Raw genomic sequence first — 17277 nt, 5'->3', positions numbered from 1 at the left:
GGATCGGCCCGGCCGCCGGGCTGAGCGGATCGGCCCGGCCGCCGGGCGGGGTGGCTGTCAGCGCCACCAGGTGTCGAACGGCGACACCGGCACCGTCCGCTTGTGCCGGGTGTTCAGGAACGTCCGCTCGAGCTTCTCGGCCAGCTCCGGGGTGACGTCCTTGCCCTCGAGGTAGTCGTCGATCTCCGCGTAGGTCATACCCAGGGCCACCTCGTCCGGAAGGGCCGGCCGGTCCTCCTCGAGATCCGCGGTCGGCACCTTCTGCCAGGTGCTGTCGGGAGCCCCGAGTTCGCGCAGCAGCGCTGCGCCCTGCCGCTTCGTCAGGCCGGCGAGCGGGGTCAGGTCCGCCCCGCCGTCGCCGTGCTTGGTGAAGAACCCGGTCACCGCCTCGGCGGCGTGGTCCGTCCCGACCACCAGGTAGCCGAGCTCGCCGGCGATCGCGTACTGCAGGATCATCCGCTCGCGGGCCTTGATGTTGCCCCGCACGAAGTCGCTCAGCTGCGATCCGTTGCCGTAGATCTCGTGCATGGCCTGCCCGACCTCGGCGGCCGAGGCGTCGGCACCGGGCTTGACGTTGATCCGCAACGAGCGGTCGGGACCGATGAACTCCAGCGCGACCTGCGCGTCGTGCTCGTCGGCCTGCGCGCCGTAGGGCAGCCGCACCGCGACGAACTCGGCCTCGCGGCCCTCGGCCCGCAGTTCCTCCGCCGCGAGCTGGGCGAGCCGGCCGGCGAGGGTGCTGTCCTGACCGCCGCTGATGCCGAGAACGAACCCCTTGGCGGGGGTCGACACGACGTAGTCCTTCAGGAACTGCACGCGGGACCGGACCTCCGCCCGGGGGTCGATCGTCGGCCGGACGCCGAGTTCCTCGATGATCTGCTCGCGAAGGTTCGCCATATTCCGAACCCTAGCGGGACGCCCGACGGTCTGCTCGGGTGACATGCGCGGCGCGCCGCGGGCACACTCGTGGCGATGAGCAGCGACGTCTTCCGCAAGCACCGGGCCGGGGCTCACCCCGACTTCTTTTGCGCCGAGGCCGCCGGGCTGGCCTGGCTCGCGGATGCCGGCATGCCCGTTGCCGGTGTCCGCGACGTCGGGGTGGACCACATCGACCTCGAGCGGTTGACCGAGGCGGCCCCCACCGCCGCGGCGGCTCGGGAGTTCGGCGCTCGCCTGGCGCGTATGCACGCCGCGGGCGCCGCCGGATTCGGTTGCGCACCGGACGGATTCGACGGCCAGCTGTTCATCGGCAAGCGGCCGATGAGTAGCACGGTCCACGCGAGCTGGGGCGAGTTCTACGTGGTGGAACGGGTCGAGCCGTTCCTGCGGATCGCGGTGGACGCCGGCAGCGTCACCGCCGCGCAGCTGCCCGACGTCGAGCGGGCCTGCGCGCGCGTCGCCGCCGGGGAGTTCGACGACGGTGCACCCCCCGCCCGCCTGCACGGCGACCTGTGGAACGGCAACGTGCTGTGGACCGCCGCGGGGGTGGTGCTGATCGACCCGGCGGCGCACGGCGGTCATCGCGAGACGGACCTGGCGATGCTGGCGCTGTTCGGCTGCCCCCGGCTCGACGAGATCGTCGCGGCCTACGACGCCACGTGCCCGCTGCGAGCCGGATGGCGCGAGCGCGTGCCGATGCACCAGCTGCATCCGCTGGCGGTGCACGCGGCGGGCTACGGTGCGGGGTACGGGCGGGCGCTGCACCGGGCGGCGCTCGCGACCCTCGCGCTGGGAGAGAAGAGTTGACCGAGATCCTCGTCGTCGCCGCCACGAAGTCCGAGGCAGCGCACGTGCCGGCGCACTACGAGACGGTGATCACCGGCATCGGCAAGGTGCACGCGGCCGTCGCGGTGACCGAGGCGCTGGCGCGGCACCGGCGCGGGACCCCGCCGGTGGTGGTCAACATCGGGACCGCCGGGGCGCTACACCTGCACCACGGCGGCCTCTACGTCCCCTCGGCGGTGATCAATCACGACATCAGCAGCGAGGTGCTGCGCAGCCTCGGCTACCCGGTCGAGGACGTGCTCGAACTCGACGACGGGGACGGGACGGTGCTCGCCACGGGCGATTCCTTCGTCTCGGACGCGCAGGTGCGTGACGCGCTCGCCGCCCGCGCCGACCTCGTCGACATGGAGGGCTTCGCGGTCGCGCTCGCCGCATCCCGCATGGGCGCGCAGTGCCGGCTCGTCAAGCACGTGAGCGACCACGCCGACGAGACCGCCCTGGACTGGCCGGCCAAGGTCGATGCCAGTGCCCGCGCACTCGCGCAGTGGCTGGTCGAGCGGTACTGAGCCGAAGCCGGCTCGTCAGCGGGCGGTGTATCCGAGACCGGTGACACCGTCGGCGGCGGTCAGCCGCATCGCCGCACCCTCGACCGTGTACCGCACCTCGCCGGACAGCACTCCCAGGACGGCCGACTCGATCCGCGCGAGCTCCGGGTCGGGGCACGCCGCGCGGGTGGTGGCCAGCGGCCCGAACGTGACCACGGTGTCTCCGACGGTGGCGGTACCGGTGAACCGGTTGCAGCCGGTGCTGCCCGAGACCGTGCCGTCGCCGGCGACGGTCAGGGTGGGCGCGGCGTTCTCGAGGGCGCGGGAGGTCGACACCGCGTCGGCCGTGACGAGTTCGGTGAGCACCCAGTGCGTGTCCACGACGGGACGGTCGGGGTCGGCGACCGTGCGGTCGAGCAGTGAGACGGACACGTCCCCGCCGTCGAGGGTGAGTACGTCGCCGTCGAGACGCCAGCGCGGTTCCGACGCCAGCAGATCGGACAGCCAGGTGTCGGCGCGGTCGAGCGGCGGCGGGCACGACATGAGAGTGCTGCCGAGCCGATCGGCGCGCAGCACGCCGTCGCCGAGTTCCACCGACCCGAACGAACGGTTGCAGCCGGCGGTGGCGGCGATCCGGCCCGCATCGGGGAACTCCACGACCAGCGGGCCGCCGCCGGGAATCTGCGGGCCCGACACGGCGGTGGAGACGAACGCCCGCCCCACGAGCACGGCCGGGTCCTGGGGCGGGGCGGCGGCGCCGTCGCCCGCGCAGACGGCCGTCGTCGCGGCCAGCGCGAGGAGAATCGAGAGCCCGAGAGTCCGCCGCATGCCGGTCACGGTACCGCCCGCCCGGCGGCGGGCGGCGCCGTGACGACGCGGCGGGCCAGGTCCGCCCACCCGTCGGCGAGCCGGTCGAGCGAGAACCCCAGATCGCGCCACTGATGCAGGACCAGGGTGGCCTCGAGCGGGGCGAACAGGGCCTGGGCCAGCAGCGGGAGGTCGCCGTCGACACCCGCAGCGCGAAGCAGGACCTCGATGTGGGTCAGGCTGACGGCCCGTGCCGGGGCATTGAACCGGGCCTCGGCGGAACTCTCCGCGGCGCGGAGCACCTCGCCCTGCACCTCCACGAGACGGATGCGGGCACGACCGAACGCGACGAGCCGGTCGACGGGATCGGCGCCGGGTCCGAGCGGCGGGGGACCGGTGAGGAACTGCTGCTGCAGGGCCTGTTCGGAATGGTCGAGCAGGGCGCGCATGAGTCCCGCACGGGAGCCGAAGCGGCGGAAGACGGTGCCCTTGCCGACCCCGGCGCGCGCGGCCACGGCGTCCATCGTGACCGCGTCGACGCCGCGTTCGGCGACGAGGAGCGAGGCCGCCTCGAGAAGCCGGCGCCGGTTGCGGGCCGCGTCGCACCGTTCGACGCCCTCGTCCCCGACCAGCGGCAGCAGCGGAATGTTCACCACGTCACAGTACCGCCCGGGAATGGAAGTGGACCGCGGTCCGTTTAGAGTGGAGTCAGACCCGGACACCCGAACCGAAGGAAACACCCCCATGTCCCAGACCCGCGTTCTCGCTCTCGTCGGCAGCCTGCGCTCCGCCTCCGTCAACCGCCGCCTCGCCGAGACCGCGGCCGCCGTCGCGCCGCAGGGCGTCGAGGTCTCCGTGTACGAAGGCCTCGGCGAGGTGCCCTTCTACAACGAGGACCTCGACGGCGAGACCGGCGCGCCCGTCGCCGCCGGGGCGCTGCGCGTCGCGGCGAGCGAGGCCGACGCCCTCCTGCTCGTCACCCCCGAGTACAACGGCACCATCCCCGCCGTGCTCAAGAACGCCATCGACTGGCTCTCCCGCCCGTACGGCGCCGGCGCCCTGGCCGGCAAGCCCGTCGCCGTCATCAGCGCCTCGCCCAGCGGCAACGGCGCGAAGTGGGCGCTCGAGGAGACCGTCAAGGCGCTTGGCATCGCCGGCAGCCGGACGGGCCTGCAGCTGTCCATCGGCGGCACAATCGACAAGTTCGGCGACGCCCACCCCAAGGAGAACGCCGAGGTCGCCGAGCAGATCTCCGCGCTGCTCGCCCAGCTCGCCGACGCCCGCCGGGAACTCGTCGACGCCTGAGCCGGCCGCACACCGAGCGGCCCCGGACCACGCCCGGTCCGGGGCCGTCACCGTCCGTACCCCATTCGCGCCCGCAGCCGTGATTGCCGGGGCATGCTGCGGGGAATACCTCGCCAGTCCCCACCGCGACGGAGGAGCCCATGGCGCACGAGAGCGACAGTCCCGGCGAACACGAGCACACGATCACCCTGCGCGTCGACGGCCGTGAGCGCCGCTGCACCGTCGACGTGCGCACCACGCTCCTCGACGCCCTGCGCGACCGGCTCGGGATCTACTCCCCGAAGAAGGGCTGCGACCACGGCCAGTGCGGCGCGTGCACGGTCCTGCTCGACTCCCGGCGCATCGTGAGCTGCCTGTCGCTCGCGGTCGCCCACGACGGCGCCGACGTCGTCACCGCCGCCGGCATCGCGGACGACGGTCCCTCGCACCTGCCCCAGGCGTTCGTCGAATGCGACGCCTTCCAGTGCGGCTACTGCACACCGGGCCAGATCTGCTCCGCCGTCGGGATGTTCGACGAGGCCGCCAAGGGTTCCCCGAGCCACGTCACCGCGGACCTCACACAGGACCCGGAACTGACCGACGACGAGATCCGCGAACGCATGAGCGGAAACCTGTGCCGCTGCGCGGCCTACCCCAACATCGTCGAAGCGCTCCGCCACGTCGCGCGCGGGGAGGGGCACTGCTCGTGAAGACGTTCCGCTACGAGACGCCTGCCGATCCCGCCGCCGCGGTCGCCGCGGTCGCCGGCCACCCGGGTGCCGCCTTCCTCGCCGGCGGCACGAACCTGGTGGACCACCTCAAGCTCGGCGTCACCGCGCCCGACGTCCTCGTCGACGTCTCCCGCCTGTCGCTCGACATCGTGGAGGAGACCGCCGAAGGCGGGCTGCGCGTCGGCGCCAACGTGCGCAACAGCGACCTGGCCGCCCATCCGATCGTCCGCCGCCGGTACCCGGTCCTGGCCCGGGCCCTGCTGGCCGGCGCCTCCCCGCAGCTGCGCAACATGGCCACCACCGCCGGCAATCTGCTTCAGCGCACCCGCTGCGTGTACTTCCGGGACCCGTCGACCCCGTGCAACAAGCGCACCCCGGGCAGCGGCTGCACCGCGATCGGTGGCTACACCCGCTACCACGCCATCCTCGGCGCCTCCGAACAGTGCGTCGCCACCCACCCGTCGGATATGGCGGTGGCGCTGCTCGCGCTCGACGCCCAGGTGACGGTGCTCGGATCGCAGGGGGAGCGGTGCATCCCCGTCGAGCAGCTCTACCGGCTTCCCGGCGAAAACCCCGAGTACGACACGGTGCTCGAGCGCGACGAGCTGATCCTGGACGTCGAGATCCCGGCGCCCGAAGGCGCCGTCTCGACGTACCGCAAGGTGCGCGACCGGGCGTCGTACGCGTTCGCGCTCGTCTCGGTGGCGGCGGACCTGACGGTCGCCGACGGCGTCGTCACCGGATGCCGCATCGCCCTCGGCGGCGTCGCGCACCGGCCGTGGCGCGCCCATCGCGCCGAGCACGTCCTGCTGGGGAGCGCCCCCGGTGACGGCGTCTTCGCCGCGGCCGCCGACGCGGAACTCGCCGATGCCCGGCCCCTCGACGGCAACGAGTTCAAGGTGCCGCTGCTGCGCCGCACCCTCGTCTCGGTACTGCGTGAACTCACCTCGGAGGCAGTCGCATGACCCACTCGGCCCAGCGCCCGATCGGCACGTCGACGCCGCGGGTGGACGGCCCGCAGAAGGTGGCCGGAACCGCGCCCTACGCGTACGAGCATCCGGTCGACGACCCGGCCTACCTCGTCCCGGTCACGGCAACCGTGGCGCGGGGAACGGTGACCCGCATCGAGACCGCGGAGGCGGAGGCCCTGCCCGGCGTGCTCGTCGTTCTCACCCCGTGGAGTGCCCCCCGCCTGGCGGACACCTCGGAGGCCGAGTACGCGGTCCTGCAGAGCCCGGACGTCGCCTTCCGGGGGCAGATCGTCGCCGCCGTGGTCGCCGAGACGCCCGAGATCGCGCGACACGCAAGCGAACTGGTCCGGGTGGAGTACGAGTCCGCGCCGCACGACGTCGCGTTCCGGCACGACCACCCGCGCAGCTATGCCCCGGAACAGGCCAACGGCGGATATCCGACCGACACGGAACAGGGCGATGCCGCAGCGGCCGAGGCCGCGGAGCGCGACGGCGTCGTGGTCGACGGCTGGTATTCCACCCCGGAGGAGCACAACAACCCCCTCGAACCGCACACGGTCGTGGCCGAGTGGTCCGGCGAGTCGTTGACGTTGTACGACTCCACGCAGAGCGCCCACGGCGTCGTCTCCACGCTGGCTCCCGTGCTCGGTCTGCGCCCCCAGCAGATGCGGGTGATCAGTCCCTACGTCGGGGGTGGTTTCGGGTCCAAGGGGGCGCCGCACGCGCACGACGTCGTGGCGGCGATGGCGGCGCGCCTGCTGCCCGGTCGGGCGGTCAAGTTCGCCGTGTCCCGGCAGGACATGTTCGGGTACGTCGGCTACCGGCCGCCCACCGTCTCGCACGTCCGCCTCGTCGCGAGCCGGGAAGGGCGTCTCGAAGCCATGGTGCACGAGGCCTTCTCGCAGTCCTCGCACGTGCGCGAGTACGCGGAGCAGACGGCGGTGTCGTCGCGGGGGATGTACGCCTCGCGGTATCGGCGCACCTCGCACCGCATCGTCGCGCTCGACGTGCCCGCGCCCTACTGGATGCGTGCGCCGGGGGAGGCCCCCGGGATGTTCGCCGGCGAGGTCGCGATGGACGAGCTGGCGGTGGCGTGCGGCATGGACCCGATCGAACTGCGGGTCCGCAACGACCCGCCCGCCGATCCCGAGTCCGGCCGGCCCTGGTCCTCGCGCCGGCTGGTGGAGTGCCTGCGGGAGGGGAGTCGCAGTTTCGGCTGGGACGCCGCCGACCGCACGCCCGGCACCCGCCGCGACGGCCGGTGGCTCGTGGGGACCGGAGTGGCCGCGGCGAGCTACCCGCACCTGGTCAACCCCGGCACCGAGGTCGCGGTCCGGCACGACGGCGACGGGCGCTTCACCGTCCGCACCGGCGCCGCGGACATCGGGACCGGAGCATGGACCACGCTCACCCTCGTCGCGGCCGACGCGCTCGGCTGCCGGCCCGAGGACATCCATCTCGAGATCGGTGACTCGGCCCTGCCGAATGCCACCGTCGCCGGCGGATCCTCCGGTACCTCGTCGTGGGGCACGGCGATCGTCGCCGCGGCCCACGCGTTCCGCAAGCGGCACGGGGATCGACCGGAGCCGGGTGCCGAGGCGTCGGCGACGGCCGAGGAGAATCCCGCGCTCGAGCACTACCGCATCCAGTCGTTCGGCGCGCATTTCGCCGAGGTGCGGGTGGATGTCGACACGGGCGAGATCCGGGTCCCGAGGATGCTCGGCGTGTTCTCCGTGGGCCGGGTGGTCAACCCCCGCACCGCCCGTTCGCAGCTGATCGGCGGGATGTGCTTCGGCATCTCCATGGCCCTGCACGAGGAGAGCATCCGCGATCCCCGCACCGGCCACGTGGTCAACCACGACCTCGCGGAGTACCACATCCCCACCAATGCCGACGTCGGCGACGTGGACGCGACCTGGCTCGACGAGGACGACCTGCACGCCACACCGATGGGGTCGCGCGGGGTCGGGGAGATCGGCATCGTCGGCAGCGCCGCGGCGGTCGTCAATGCCCTCCGGCACGCCACCGGGGCGCGGGTGCGCCGGCTTCCGGTGCACCTCGAGGACGTGCTCCCGTACCTGCCCGACAGCCCCGCGCGGTGAGTAACGACCTGGGAATATCACGGCTGTAACTCACAACATCTCGCGTTCTATGAATCTGTCGGCCACTAGGTGTAGTGTCTAGAGCGCTGGAAGGCTTGATCGTTTCCGGTCCCTCGGGGAAGCGGGATCGTGCTGGTACGACGGGCCTCGAGGCACTGCTGTGCAGTCAGTCGTCAGGTTGTCGAAAAGGGGAAACCATGAACATCACCGTCTACACCAAGCCTGCCTGCGTTCAGTGCAATGCCACCTACCGTGCCCTCGACAAGGCCGGTATCGAGTACGCCGTCGTCGACATCTCGGAGAACCCGGAAGCGCGGGACTTCGTGATGGCCCTCGGTTACCTGCAGGCCCCCGTGGTGGTCGCCGGTGACGAGCACTGGTCCGGCTTCCGCCCGGACCGGATCAAGGCCCTCGCCGTCGCCGCCTGACCCGTCGCGCGCCGACCCACCGCCCCTGCGGCCGGTCGCCGGACCCGAGCGAAGTGATGTGAGACATCCATGACCTCGTTGGTGTATTTCTCGAGCACATCGGAGAACACGCACCGATTCGTCCGGCGACTGGGGTTGCCGGCCACCCGGATTCCGCTGCACGACCGTGACGGCACCTTCGAGGTGCACGAGCCGTACGTGCTGATCCTGCCGACCTACGGCGGCGGCACCACCGCGACCGGCCGGGACACGAACTTCGTGCCCAAGCAGGTCATCCGGTTCCTCAACAATCCGCGCAACCGTGCGCTGATTCGCGGGGTCATCGCCGCCGGCAACACCAACTTCGGCGAATCCTATTGTTACGCCGGGGATGTGGTCTCCCAGAAGTGCAAGGTCCCGTACCTCTACCGGTTCGAACTGATGGGTACCGCCGAGGACGTCGAGCGCGTCCGCGAGGGCCTGGCACAGTTCTGGGCGCAGGCGTTGCAGTCGGCGTAACCGCGACCTCACCCACACTCGTCCACTCCATCAACGCTGCGTCACCGTCGGGGATACGGGTGCGCGGCGAACCCGTCTACTCACAGTGGGAGCAAGCACCGTGACCGTCACCGATGCCGCGCCGGCAGCGAGCGCCAAGATCGACGAATCCCTCAAGGGACTCGACTACCACGCGCTCAACGCGATGTTGAACCTCTACGGGCCCAACGGCGAGATCCAGTTCGACAAGGACGTCGCCGCCGCGCGCCAGTACTTCCTGCAGCACGTCAACCAGAACACGGTGTTCTTCCACAACCTCGAGGAGAAGCTCGACTACCTCGTGGAGGAGAACTACTACGAGCCCGAGGTGCTCGAGCAGTACTCCCGCCCGTTCGTCAAGCAGCTCTTCGAGCACGCCTACTCCAAGAAGTTCCGCTTCCCGACGTTCCTGGGTGCGTTCAAGTACTACACCTCGTACACGCTCAAGACGTTCGACGGCAAGCGCTACCTGGAGCGGTTCGAGGACCGCGTCTGCATGGTCGCGCTGACCCTGGCCGCCGGCGACGAGCAGCTCGCGACCCACCTCGTCGACGAGATCATCTCCGGCCGGTTCCAGCCCGCGACCCCGACGTTCCTCAACTCCGGCAAGAAGCAGCGCGGCGAGCCCGTCTCCTGCTTCCTGCTGCGCATCGAGGACAACATGGAGTCCATCGGCCGCTCGATCAACTCGGCACTGCAGCTGTCCAAGCGCGGAGGCGGGGTTGCGTTGCTGCTGAGCAACATCCGAGAGCACGGGGCGCCGATCAAGCAGATCGAGAACCAGTCCTCCGGCGTCATCCCGATCATGAAGCTGCTCGAGGACTCCTTCTCCTACGCCAACCAGCTCGGGGCCCGCCAGGGCGCCGGCGCGGTGTATCTGCACGCCCACCACCCCGACATCTACCGCTTCCTCGACACCAAGCGCGAGAACGCGGACGAGAAGATCCGCATCAAGACCCTCTCGCTGGGCATCGTCATCCCCGACATCACGTTCGAGCTGGCGAAGCGCAACGAGGACATGTACCTGTTCTCGCCGTACGACGTCGAGCGCATCTACGGTGTGCCGTTCGCCGACATCGACGTCACCGAGAAGTACTACGAGATGGTCGACGACAAGCGCATCCGCAAGTCGAAGATCAAGGCGCGCGAGTTCTTCCAGACGGTTGCGGAACTGCAGTTCGAGTCCGGCTACCCGTACATCATGTTCGAGGACACCGTCAACCGGGCCAATCCCATTCAGGGCAAGATCACCCACTCGAACCTGTGCTCGGAGATCCTGCAGGTCTCCACGCCGTCGACGTTCAACGAGGACCTGTCCTACAGTCATGTGGGCAAGGACATCTCGTGCAATCTCGGCTCGCTGAACATCGCCAAGGCGATGGACTCGCCGGACTTCGCGCACACCATCGAGGTGGCGATCCGGGCGCTGACCGCCGTGTCGGACCAGACCCACATCTACTCGGTGCCGTCGATCGAGCAGGGCAACAACGACTCCCACGCGATCGGCCTCGGGCAGATGAACCTGCACGGCTACCTCGCCCGTGAGCGCATCTTCTACGGCTCCGAAGAGGGCGTCGACTTCACGAACATCTACTTCTACACCGTGCTGTTCCACGCGCTGCGCGCGTCGAACCGGCTCGCCATCGAGCGGGGCACGTACTTCAAGGGCTTCCCCGAGTCGAAGTATGCCTCGGGCGAGTTCTTCGACAAGTACACCGACCAGGTGTGGGAGCCGGCCACCGCCCGCGTGCGGCAGCTCTTCGCCGACGCCGACGTGGCGATTCCCACGCAGGACGACTGGCGTGCGCTGAAGGCGTCGGTCCAGGAGCACGGCATCTACAACCAGAACCTGCAGGCCGTGCCGCCGACCGGGTCGATCTCGTACATCAACAACTCCACCAGTTCCATCCACCCGGTGGCGTCGAAGATCGAGATCCGCAAGGAGGGCAAGATCGGCCGCGTCTACTACCCCGCTCCCTACCTGACCAACGACAACCTGGAGTACTTCCAGGACGCGTACGAGATCGGGTACGAGAAGATCATCGACACGTATGCGGCGGCCACCCAGCACGTCGACCAGGGCCTGTCGCTGACGTTGTTCTTCAAGGACACCGTCACCACCCGCGACGTGAACAAGGCGCAGATCTACGCCTGGCGCAAGGGAATCAAGACGCTGTACTACATCCGGCTGCGGCAGATGGCGCTCGAGGGCACCGAGGTCGAGGGCTGCGTCTCCTGCATGCTGTGACGAATCTTGCCGGTACACATCGAAACTCAGGTAGGGAAAGACAGATGACCTCCGCACCCCGCGCGCACTCGCCGGCCGACGGCGCCCACGTCAAACTGATCGACCGCGTCTCGGCGATCAACTGGAACCGCGTTCCGGACGAGAAGGACTCGGAGGTGTGGGACCGCCTCACCGGCAACTTCTGGTTGCCGGAGAAGGTCCCGGTGTCCAACGACATCCCGTCGTGGGGCACGCTCACCGAGTACGAGCAGGAACTGACCATGCGCGTGTTCACCGGTCTGACCCTGCTCGACACGATCCAGGGCACCGTCGGCGCGGTGTCGCTGATCCCGGACGCGGTGACCCCGCACGAGGAGGCGGTGCTCACCAACATCGCGTTCATGGAGTCGGTGCACGCCAAGTCGTACTCGAGCATCTTCTCGACGCTGTGCTCCACCCGCCAGATCGACGACGCGTTCCGCTGGTCGGAGGAGAACGACAACCTGCAGCGCAAGGCGCAGATCGTCCTCGACTACTACCAGGGCGACAGCCCGCTCAAGCGCAAGGCTGCCTCGACGCTGCTCGAGTCGTTCCTGTTCTACTCGGGCTTCTACCTGCCGATGTACTGGTCGTCGCGGGCGAAGCTGACCAACACCGCGGACATGATCCGGCTGATCATCCGCGACGAGGCCGTGCACGGCTACTACATCGGCTACAAGTACCAGCGCGGCCTCGAGCAGATCACCCAGGCCGAGCGCGACGAGCTCAAGGACTGGGTCTTCGATCTGCTGTTCGAGCTGTACGACAACGAAACCCAGTACACCGCGGACCTCTACGACGAGGCCGGGCTCACCGAGGACGTCAAGAAGTTCCTGCGGTACAACGCCAACAAGGCCCTGATGAACCTCGGCTACGAGGCGCTGTTCCCCAAGGACGAGACCGACGTGAACCCGGCGATCCTGTCCGCGCTGTCCCCGAATGCCGACGAGAACCACGACTTCTTCTCCGGCTCGGGCAGCTCGTACGTGATCGGCAAGGCCGTCGTCACCGAGGACGAGGACTGGGACTTCTGACCCCACGGTCCACCTGTTGTGGCCGAATGTCACACGCGTTCGATCTGATCGAGCACGTGTGACATTCGGCCGTCAGGTGGGCGTCAGGCGCACCGTCAGGGGCGGCGGAACCACGCCTCCGGCACGTCCCGCAGCGCCTTCTCCAGGCGCAGCACCGACGTGGCGGTCATGTTCTGCGGCAACGAATCCGGCGCGAACCAGGCCACCTCGAGGTTCTCGTCGTCGGCGACGTGGGCCACGCCACCCGTCGGGCGCGTCAGGAAGCACACGTCCAGGTACCGCGCGACGTCCCCGTTGGGATAGGTGATCGGAGCGGTCACGTCCACGCTCGTGAGCCGGACGATCTCGGCGTCGACGCCGGTCTCCTCCCGCACCTCGCGCACGGCCGCGACGGCGGGTTCCTCGCCGGGTTCCAGGATGCCCGAGACCACGGCCCACAGGCCGTTGTCCGCGCGACGGGTCAGCAGCACCCGTCCGTCGGGGTCGACGACGACGGCGCTGACGCCGGGCAGCCACAGCGGCGCGGGACCGACCTGTGCGCGCAGTTGCGCGACGAACTCCGGAATAGGCATGTCCCCGGGCGCCTTTCGACGAGGTCGACTCAGTTGGAATAGCCGTTGAGGGTGTTGCGCACATCCGTCAGGACGGCCTTCGCGGCCACCGGGCCGGGTGTGGACCACACCAGGTCGTCCACCGCGAACAGCCGGCTGTCGGTGACCGCCCCGAGCTCGAGCCACGCCTCGGAGTCCATCACCTCGCTGCCGTGCGCGACGCCGTCCTCGCCGGCGAAGCGGACGTAGATCAGGTCGCCCTCCGCGGCGGCCGGGTCGGCCTCGTCGAGCGGGGCGTCCGCGCGCCCGTCCTGCACACCGAACCGCTGTGCGGGCGGGCGCGCGGCGCCGGCGTCGGCGAGGACCTGTCCGGCGAACGAGGCGGTGCCCTCGACGACGGCGCCGTCGCCGGTGAACCGCACGATCGACGCCTGGGTCTGCGACGCGGTCACCGCCTTGCCGACGTCCGTCGCGGTCGCGCGGTAGTCGTCGAGCACGCGGCCAGCCGCTTGCGAGCGTCCGAGTGTTTCGCCGGCGCGGAGGAACTGCTGCCGCCAGAACACCGGGTCGGAGCCGACGAGCACCGTCGGCGCGACGGTGCCGAGCCGGCGGTAGAGCTCCGGGTCGGCGGACGAGCCGAGGATGAGGTCCGGCTCCACGCCGTCGATGAGCGCGACGTCGGGCGCCGATGTGGTGCCCACCGACGGCAGCGTCGCGATCCCCGTGCCCAGGTACTCGGCCCGGGCGACGTCGGTGGTCGTGCCGACCACCCGCTCCCACAGGCCCAGGGCGCACACCGCGTCCATCGCGGCGGCGTCGAGCACGACGATCCGCTGCGGGTCGGCGGGCACCTCGGAGACGCCGCCGGTGTGGATCACCGACCGGGTGCCGCCGGCGGGCTGCCCCGGGTCCGGGGGGCTGGGGAGCGCGCACGCGGTGGTCGTGTCGCGTTCGATCCCGACGACGGCCGCCCCGGCGATGCGGGTGGTGGTGCGCACGATGCTGCTCGCCGGATCGTCCGTCGCCTCCGCGCATCCCGCCAACCCGAGTGCCGCGACGGCGGCGAGGGCGACGGTGCACGTGACGGCGCGAGACCGGGACGCTGCGGGCATACGACCACTCCTGTCTAGGGGACGGTCCAGGTTAACTGGTGTGCGGATCGACCCCGAACGCCTCGGCGAGGTCGTCGAGGATCTCGTGCGCGCCCTGGATGGACACCGGCGTCATCCACAGGCTGTCGTCCACGTCCACCTTCCGGCCGCGCAGGTTCTGCCACAGCGGGTTGGACAGGAACGGCTGCGCCGCCGCCTCGGACTTGCCCTCCCCGTCGCGGTACATGCTGACGAAGATCACATTCGCGTCCGCCTCGCCGATGAGTTCGGGGCTGATCGCGTTCATGATGCTGCTCGGATCGGCCGGGTCGGGTCCCTGGCTCGCGGGGCGGGCCAGGCCGGCGTCCTCGAGGACGATGCCGCTGAACGACGTGGTGCGGTAGAGGCGGGCGGTGGGCTCACCGGCGAAGCGGACCACTGAGACGGTGGGGTTGCCGGTTGTGGCGTTGATCTCGTCGCCGATGGCCTTCGCCCGGGCCTCGTAGTCGGCGATCTTCTGTTCGGCGAGGTCCTCCTTGCCGAGGGCCCGCGCGGCGAGACGGATGTTGTCCTTCCACGTCGGCCCGGTGCTCTCGGAGAAGACCGTGGGCGCGATGGCGGAGAGCTTGTCGTAGTTCTCGCCGTCGCGCACGTCGGCGGACAGGATCAGGTCGGGGTGCAGCGCGGCGATCTTCTCCAGGCTCGCGTCGGAGACCGCACCGACGGAGGTGGCCTCGGCGGCGAACTGCCGGCGGCTGTCACCGAGGTAGTCGGGCAGTCCCTCGGTGCGGTAGTCGACGTAGCCGACGAGGTCGGACTCGAGCAGCAGCGTCGCGTCCGCGTAGCTGGTGTCGAGCGCGACGACCCGCAGCGGCTGGGACTCGACGGTGGTCGTTCCGCGGAAGTGCTCGACGGTGCGTGGGAAGCCCGCGGTGGCGGGGGTCTGCTCGGCCGTCTCGCCGGAGGAACAGCCCGCGAGCAGCACGGCCGCGGTCAGGGACGCCGCCAGGGCGGCGATGCCGCGGCGCAGGGGGAGGGGATACACGGTGGACCTCGTCTCTCGGGATCGCAAATAGTTAGGGAACGCTTACCTTAGTGTGTGGGCGAAACCGTGTGCTCGGTGAGGTGTGCCACGGCCCCGGGTTGCGTGGGTCACAGACCCCCGCCGGTATGCTCGACCGCCGAGTACGACACTGAGTAGGACCCGGTGAGCGTGCGGTGGTCGCACCGTCTACGATTCGATCAGCGCAAGCCAGAGAACGTTCGTCTCGCACTGCGAGTCGAGCGCGCAATCAGGAGGATTAGTGACTGCCGTAGCGCCCCAGCCAGTCCCGGAGATAGCTGCAGCGAGGCCGTACCCGCCGCGGCAGGGACCCAAGGGCTCGTTCTTCTACAAGATGATCACGACCACGGATCCCAAGATGCTCGGGATCATGTACATGGTCACCTCGTTCGCGTTCTTCCTCATCGGTGGCGTGATGGCTCTGCTCATCCGCACCGAGCTCGCGGTCCCGGGTCTGCAGTTCCTGTCGAACGAGCAGTACAACCAGCTGTTCACCATGCACGGCACGATCATGCTGCTGATGTACGCGACCCCGGTCGTGTTCGCCTTCGCGAACTACATCCTGCCGCTGCAGATCGGCGCGCCCGACGTCGCGTTCCCGCGCCTGAACTCGTTCAGCTACTGGCTGTACCTGTTCGGCGCGACGATCGTGACCGCCGGCTTCATCACCCCCGGTGGTGCGGCCGACTTCGGCTGGACTGCCTACAGCCCGCTCACCAGTGAGCTGCACTCGCCCGGCGTCGGTGGTGACTTCTGGGTCCTCGGCCTCGGCGTGATGGGTCTGGGCACCATCCTCGGTGCGGTCAACTTCATCACCACCGTCGTGTGCCTGCGCGCCCCCGGCATGACGATGTTCCGGATGCCCATCTTCACCTGGAACATCCTCATCACCAGCGTGCTCATCCTCCTGGCGTTCCCGCTGCTGACCGCCGCGTTCTTCGGCCTCTTCGTCGATCGCCACCTGGGCGGGCACATCTTCGACCCCGCCAACGGCGGCGTCATGCTGTGGCAGCACCTGTTCTGGTTCTTCGGCCACCCCGAGGTGTACATCATCGCGCTGCCGTTCTTCGGCATCGTCTCGGAGATCTTCCCGGTCTTCTCGCGCAAGCCGATCTTCGGCTACACCGGCCTGGTCTACGCGACCCTGGGGATCGCGGCGCTGTCGATCGCGGTGTGGGCGCACCACATGTACGCCACCGGCGCCGTGCTGCTGCCGTACTTCTCCTTCATGACCTTCCTGATCGCGGTGCCCACCGGCGTGAAGTTCTTCAACTGGATCGGCACCATGTGGAAGGGCCACCTGACGTTCGAGTCGCCGATGCTGTTCTCGGTCGGCTTCATCGTCACCTTCCTGTTCGGCGGCCTGTCCGGCGTCATCCTCGCCAGCCCGCCGCTCGACTTCCACGTGACGGACTCCTACTTCGTCATCGCGCACTTCCACTACGTGCTCTTCGGCACCATCGTGTTCGCCACCTACGCCGGCATCTACTTCTGGTTCCCGAAGATGACCGGGCGCATGCTCGACGAGCGTCTCGCCAAGTGGCACTTCTGGCTGACCTTCCTCGGCTTCCACACCACGTTCCTGGTGCAGCACTGGCTGGGCAACGAGGGCATGCCGCGCCGCTACGCCGACTACCTGCCCTCGGACGGGTTCACCACCCTGAACATCATCTCGACCGTCGGTGCCTTCGTGCTCGGCGCCTCGACCCTGCCGTTCCTGTGGAACGTGTTCAAGAGCTACCGGTACGGCCAGGTCGTGACCGTCGACGACCCGTGGGGTTACGGCAACTCCCTCGAGTGGGCGACGAGCTGCCCGCCGCCGCGGCACAACTTCACCGAGCTGCCGCGCATCCGCTCCGAGCGCCCGGCGTTCGAGCTGCACTACCCGCACATGGTGGACCGCATCCGCGCCGAGGCGCACGTCGGTCCGGGCAGCAACAAGCACAACCATGTGGCGCTGAGCGAGGGTGCCGAGAGGACCCCCGCCGACCGCTGATCCGCACACCGGATCGACGCTTCCCGAGGCCCCGCCCGTCCCGACGGGCGGGGCCTCGCGCATTCTTCCGGGGTGGACCCCTGCTCGTTCGGCACCCCGTTCACCTGGCACAATGAGTGAGCATGTGCCGCGACGGACGAAGGATCGGAGACGTAGGTGGCGTCTGA

The 17277-nt window shown here is 69.6% G+C and carries 17 protein-coding genes; 11 read left to right on the top strand and 6 right to left on the bottom strand.

What is annotated here, in order from left to right; genetic code table 11:
- Positions 1-57 precede the first annotated feature (57 nt).
- Entirely contained in the window at positions 58-897 is an 840-nt protein-coding gene (gene nadE / locus ISO16_RS06375; protein WP_072635543.1) for an ammonia-dependent NAD(+) synthetase, read from the bottom strand.
- A gap of 75 nt (positions 898-972) precedes the next feature.
- Between nadE and ISO16_RS06370 the strand changes: the two genes are divergently transcribed.
- A complete protein-coding gene (locus ISO16_RS06370) occupies positions 973-1746 on the top strand; it encodes a fructosamine kinase family protein (RefSeq protein ID WP_072635542.1) in 774 nt (257 codons plus the stop codon).
- Positions 1743-2291, top strand: coding sequence for a nucleosidase (locus ISO16_RS06365; RefSeq protein WP_006940567.1), 549 nt, complete (start codon positions 1743-1745; stop codon positions 2289-2291). Before ISO16_RS06370 ends, ISO16_RS06365 begins: the two co-directional genes overlap by 4 nt.
- A 15-nt stretch (positions 2292-2306) precedes the next feature.
- On the opposite strand, the gene ISO16_RS06360 is transcribed toward ISO16_RS06365, so the two are convergent.
- Both ISO16_RS06360 and ISO16_RS06355 read right to left on the bottom strand, forming a co-directional pair.
- Positions 2307-3098, bottom strand: coding sequence for an META domain-containing protein (locus ISO16_RS06360; RefSeq protein WP_072635627.1), 792 nt, complete (start codon positions 3096-3098; stop codon positions 2307-2309).
- Between the two features lie 5 nt (positions 3099-3103).
- Positions 3104-3733: a TetR/AcrR family transcriptional regulator gene (locus ISO16_RS06355; RefSeq protein ID WP_006940565.1), complete on the bottom strand. Its 630-nt coding sequence runs from the start codon at positions 3731-3733 to the stop codon at positions 3104-3106.
- 88 nt (positions 3734-3821) lie between these two features.
- Between ISO16_RS06355 and ISO16_RS06350 the strand changes: the two genes are divergently transcribed.
- The 8 genes from ISO16_RS06350 to nrdF all read left to right on the top strand — a co-directional run bounded on the left by ISO16_RS06350 (position 3822) and on the right by nrdF (position 12409).
- Positions 3822-4382, top strand: coding sequence for an NAD(P)H-dependent oxidoreductase (locus tag ISO16_RS06350; protein WP_006940564.1), 561 nt, complete (start codon positions 3822-3824; stop codon positions 4380-4382).
- 140 nt (positions 4383-4522) lie between these two features.
- Positions 4523-5071: a 2Fe-2S iron-sulfur cluster-binding protein gene (locus ISO16_RS06345; RefSeq protein WP_006940562.1), complete on the top strand. Its 549-nt coding sequence runs from the start codon at positions 4523-4525 to the stop codon at positions 5069-5071.
- Complete coding sequence (locus tag ISO16_RS06340; RefSeq protein ID WP_072635541.1) at positions 5068-6057, top strand: FAD binding domain-containing protein; 990 nt, start codon at positions 5068-5070, stop codon at positions 6055-6057. Before ISO16_RS06345 ends, ISO16_RS06340 begins: the two co-directional genes overlap by 4 nt.
- The gene (locus ISO16_RS06335) at positions 6054-8165 is read left to right on the top strand and encodes a xanthine dehydrogenase family protein molybdopterin-binding subunit (RefSeq protein WP_072635540.1); all 2112 of its coding nucleotides are present in this window, start codon (positions 6054-6056) and stop codon (positions 8163-8165) included. Before ISO16_RS06340 ends, ISO16_RS06335 begins: the two co-directional genes overlap by 4 nt.
- Before the next feature lie 197 nt (positions 8166-8362).
- Positions 8363-8593 (top strand): redoxin NrdH, encoded by a 231-nt coding sequence (locus ISO16_RS06330; RefSeq protein ID WP_006940556.1) that lies wholly within the window; start codon positions 8363-8365, stop codon positions 8591-8593.
- 69 nt (positions 8594-8662) lie between these two features.
- Positions 8663-9091 carry a class Ib ribonucleoside-diphosphate reductase assembly flavoprotein NrdI gene (nrdI, locus tag ISO16_RS06325; RefSeq protein ID WP_006940545.1) on the top strand — a complete coding sequence of 143 codons (429 nt, stop codon included), beginning with the start codon at positions 8663-8665 and terminating at the stop codon, positions 9089-9091.
- Between the two features lie 184 nt (positions 9092-9275).
- A complete protein-coding gene (gene nrdE / locus ISO16_RS06320; protein WP_206530652.1) occupies positions 9276-11357 on the top strand; it encodes a class 1b ribonucleoside-diphosphate reductase subunit alpha in 2082 nt (693 codons plus the stop codon).
- 44 nt (positions 11358-11401) lie between these two features.
- Positions 11402-12409, top strand: a complete 1008-nt coding sequence (gene nrdF / locus ISO16_RS06315; protein ID WP_006940539.1) for a class 1b ribonucleoside-diphosphate reductase subunit beta — start codon at positions 11402-11404, stop codon at positions 12407-12409.
- Positions 12410-12504: 95 nt separating this feature from the next.
- Here the strand turns inward: nrdF and ISO16_RS06310 are convergent, their stop codons facing one another.
- Genes ISO16_RS06310 through ISO16_RS06300 form a run of 3 tightly spaced genes read right to left on the bottom strand, consistent with a single transcriptional unit; the run spans position 12505 to position 15096 of the window.
- Complete coding sequence (locus ISO16_RS06310) at positions 12505-12981, bottom strand: NUDIX hydrolase (protein ID WP_072635539.1); 477 nt, start codon at positions 12979-12981, stop codon at positions 12505-12507.
- 29 nt (positions 12982-13010) lie between these two features.
- Positions 13011-14072 carry an ABC transporter substrate-binding protein gene (locus ISO16_RS06305; RefSeq protein WP_065922431.1) on the bottom strand — a complete coding sequence of 354 codons (1062 nt, stop codon included), beginning with the start codon at positions 14070-14072 and terminating at the stop codon, positions 13011-13013.
- A 31-nt stretch (positions 14073-14103) separates the two neighbouring features.
- The gene (locus tag ISO16_RS06300) at positions 14104-15096 is read right to left on the bottom strand and encodes an ABC transporter substrate-binding protein (RefSeq protein WP_072635538.1); all 993 of its coding nucleotides are present in this window, start codon (positions 15094-15096) and stop codon (positions 14104-14106) included.
- Positions 15097-15355: 259 nt separating this feature from the next.
- On the opposite strand from ISO16_RS06300, the gene ctaD reads away from it, so the two are divergent.
- Complete coding sequence (gene ctaD / locus ISO16_RS06295; protein WP_195886189.1) at positions 15356-17110, top strand: aa3-type cytochrome oxidase subunit I; 1755 nt, start codon at positions 15356-15358, stop codon at positions 17108-17110.
- Positions 17111-17277: the final 167 nt, after the last annotated feature.

This window comes from Rhodococcus sp. M8 (genome assembly GCF_015654185.1).
Taxonomy (GTDB): domain Bacteria; phylum Actinomycetota; class Actinomycetes; order Mycobacteriales; family Mycobacteriaceae; genus Rhodococcus; species Rhodococcus aetherivorans.
The sequence above is the reverse complement of the archived record's forward strand: the minus strand, read 5'-3'. Positions and strand labels throughout refer to the sequence as shown.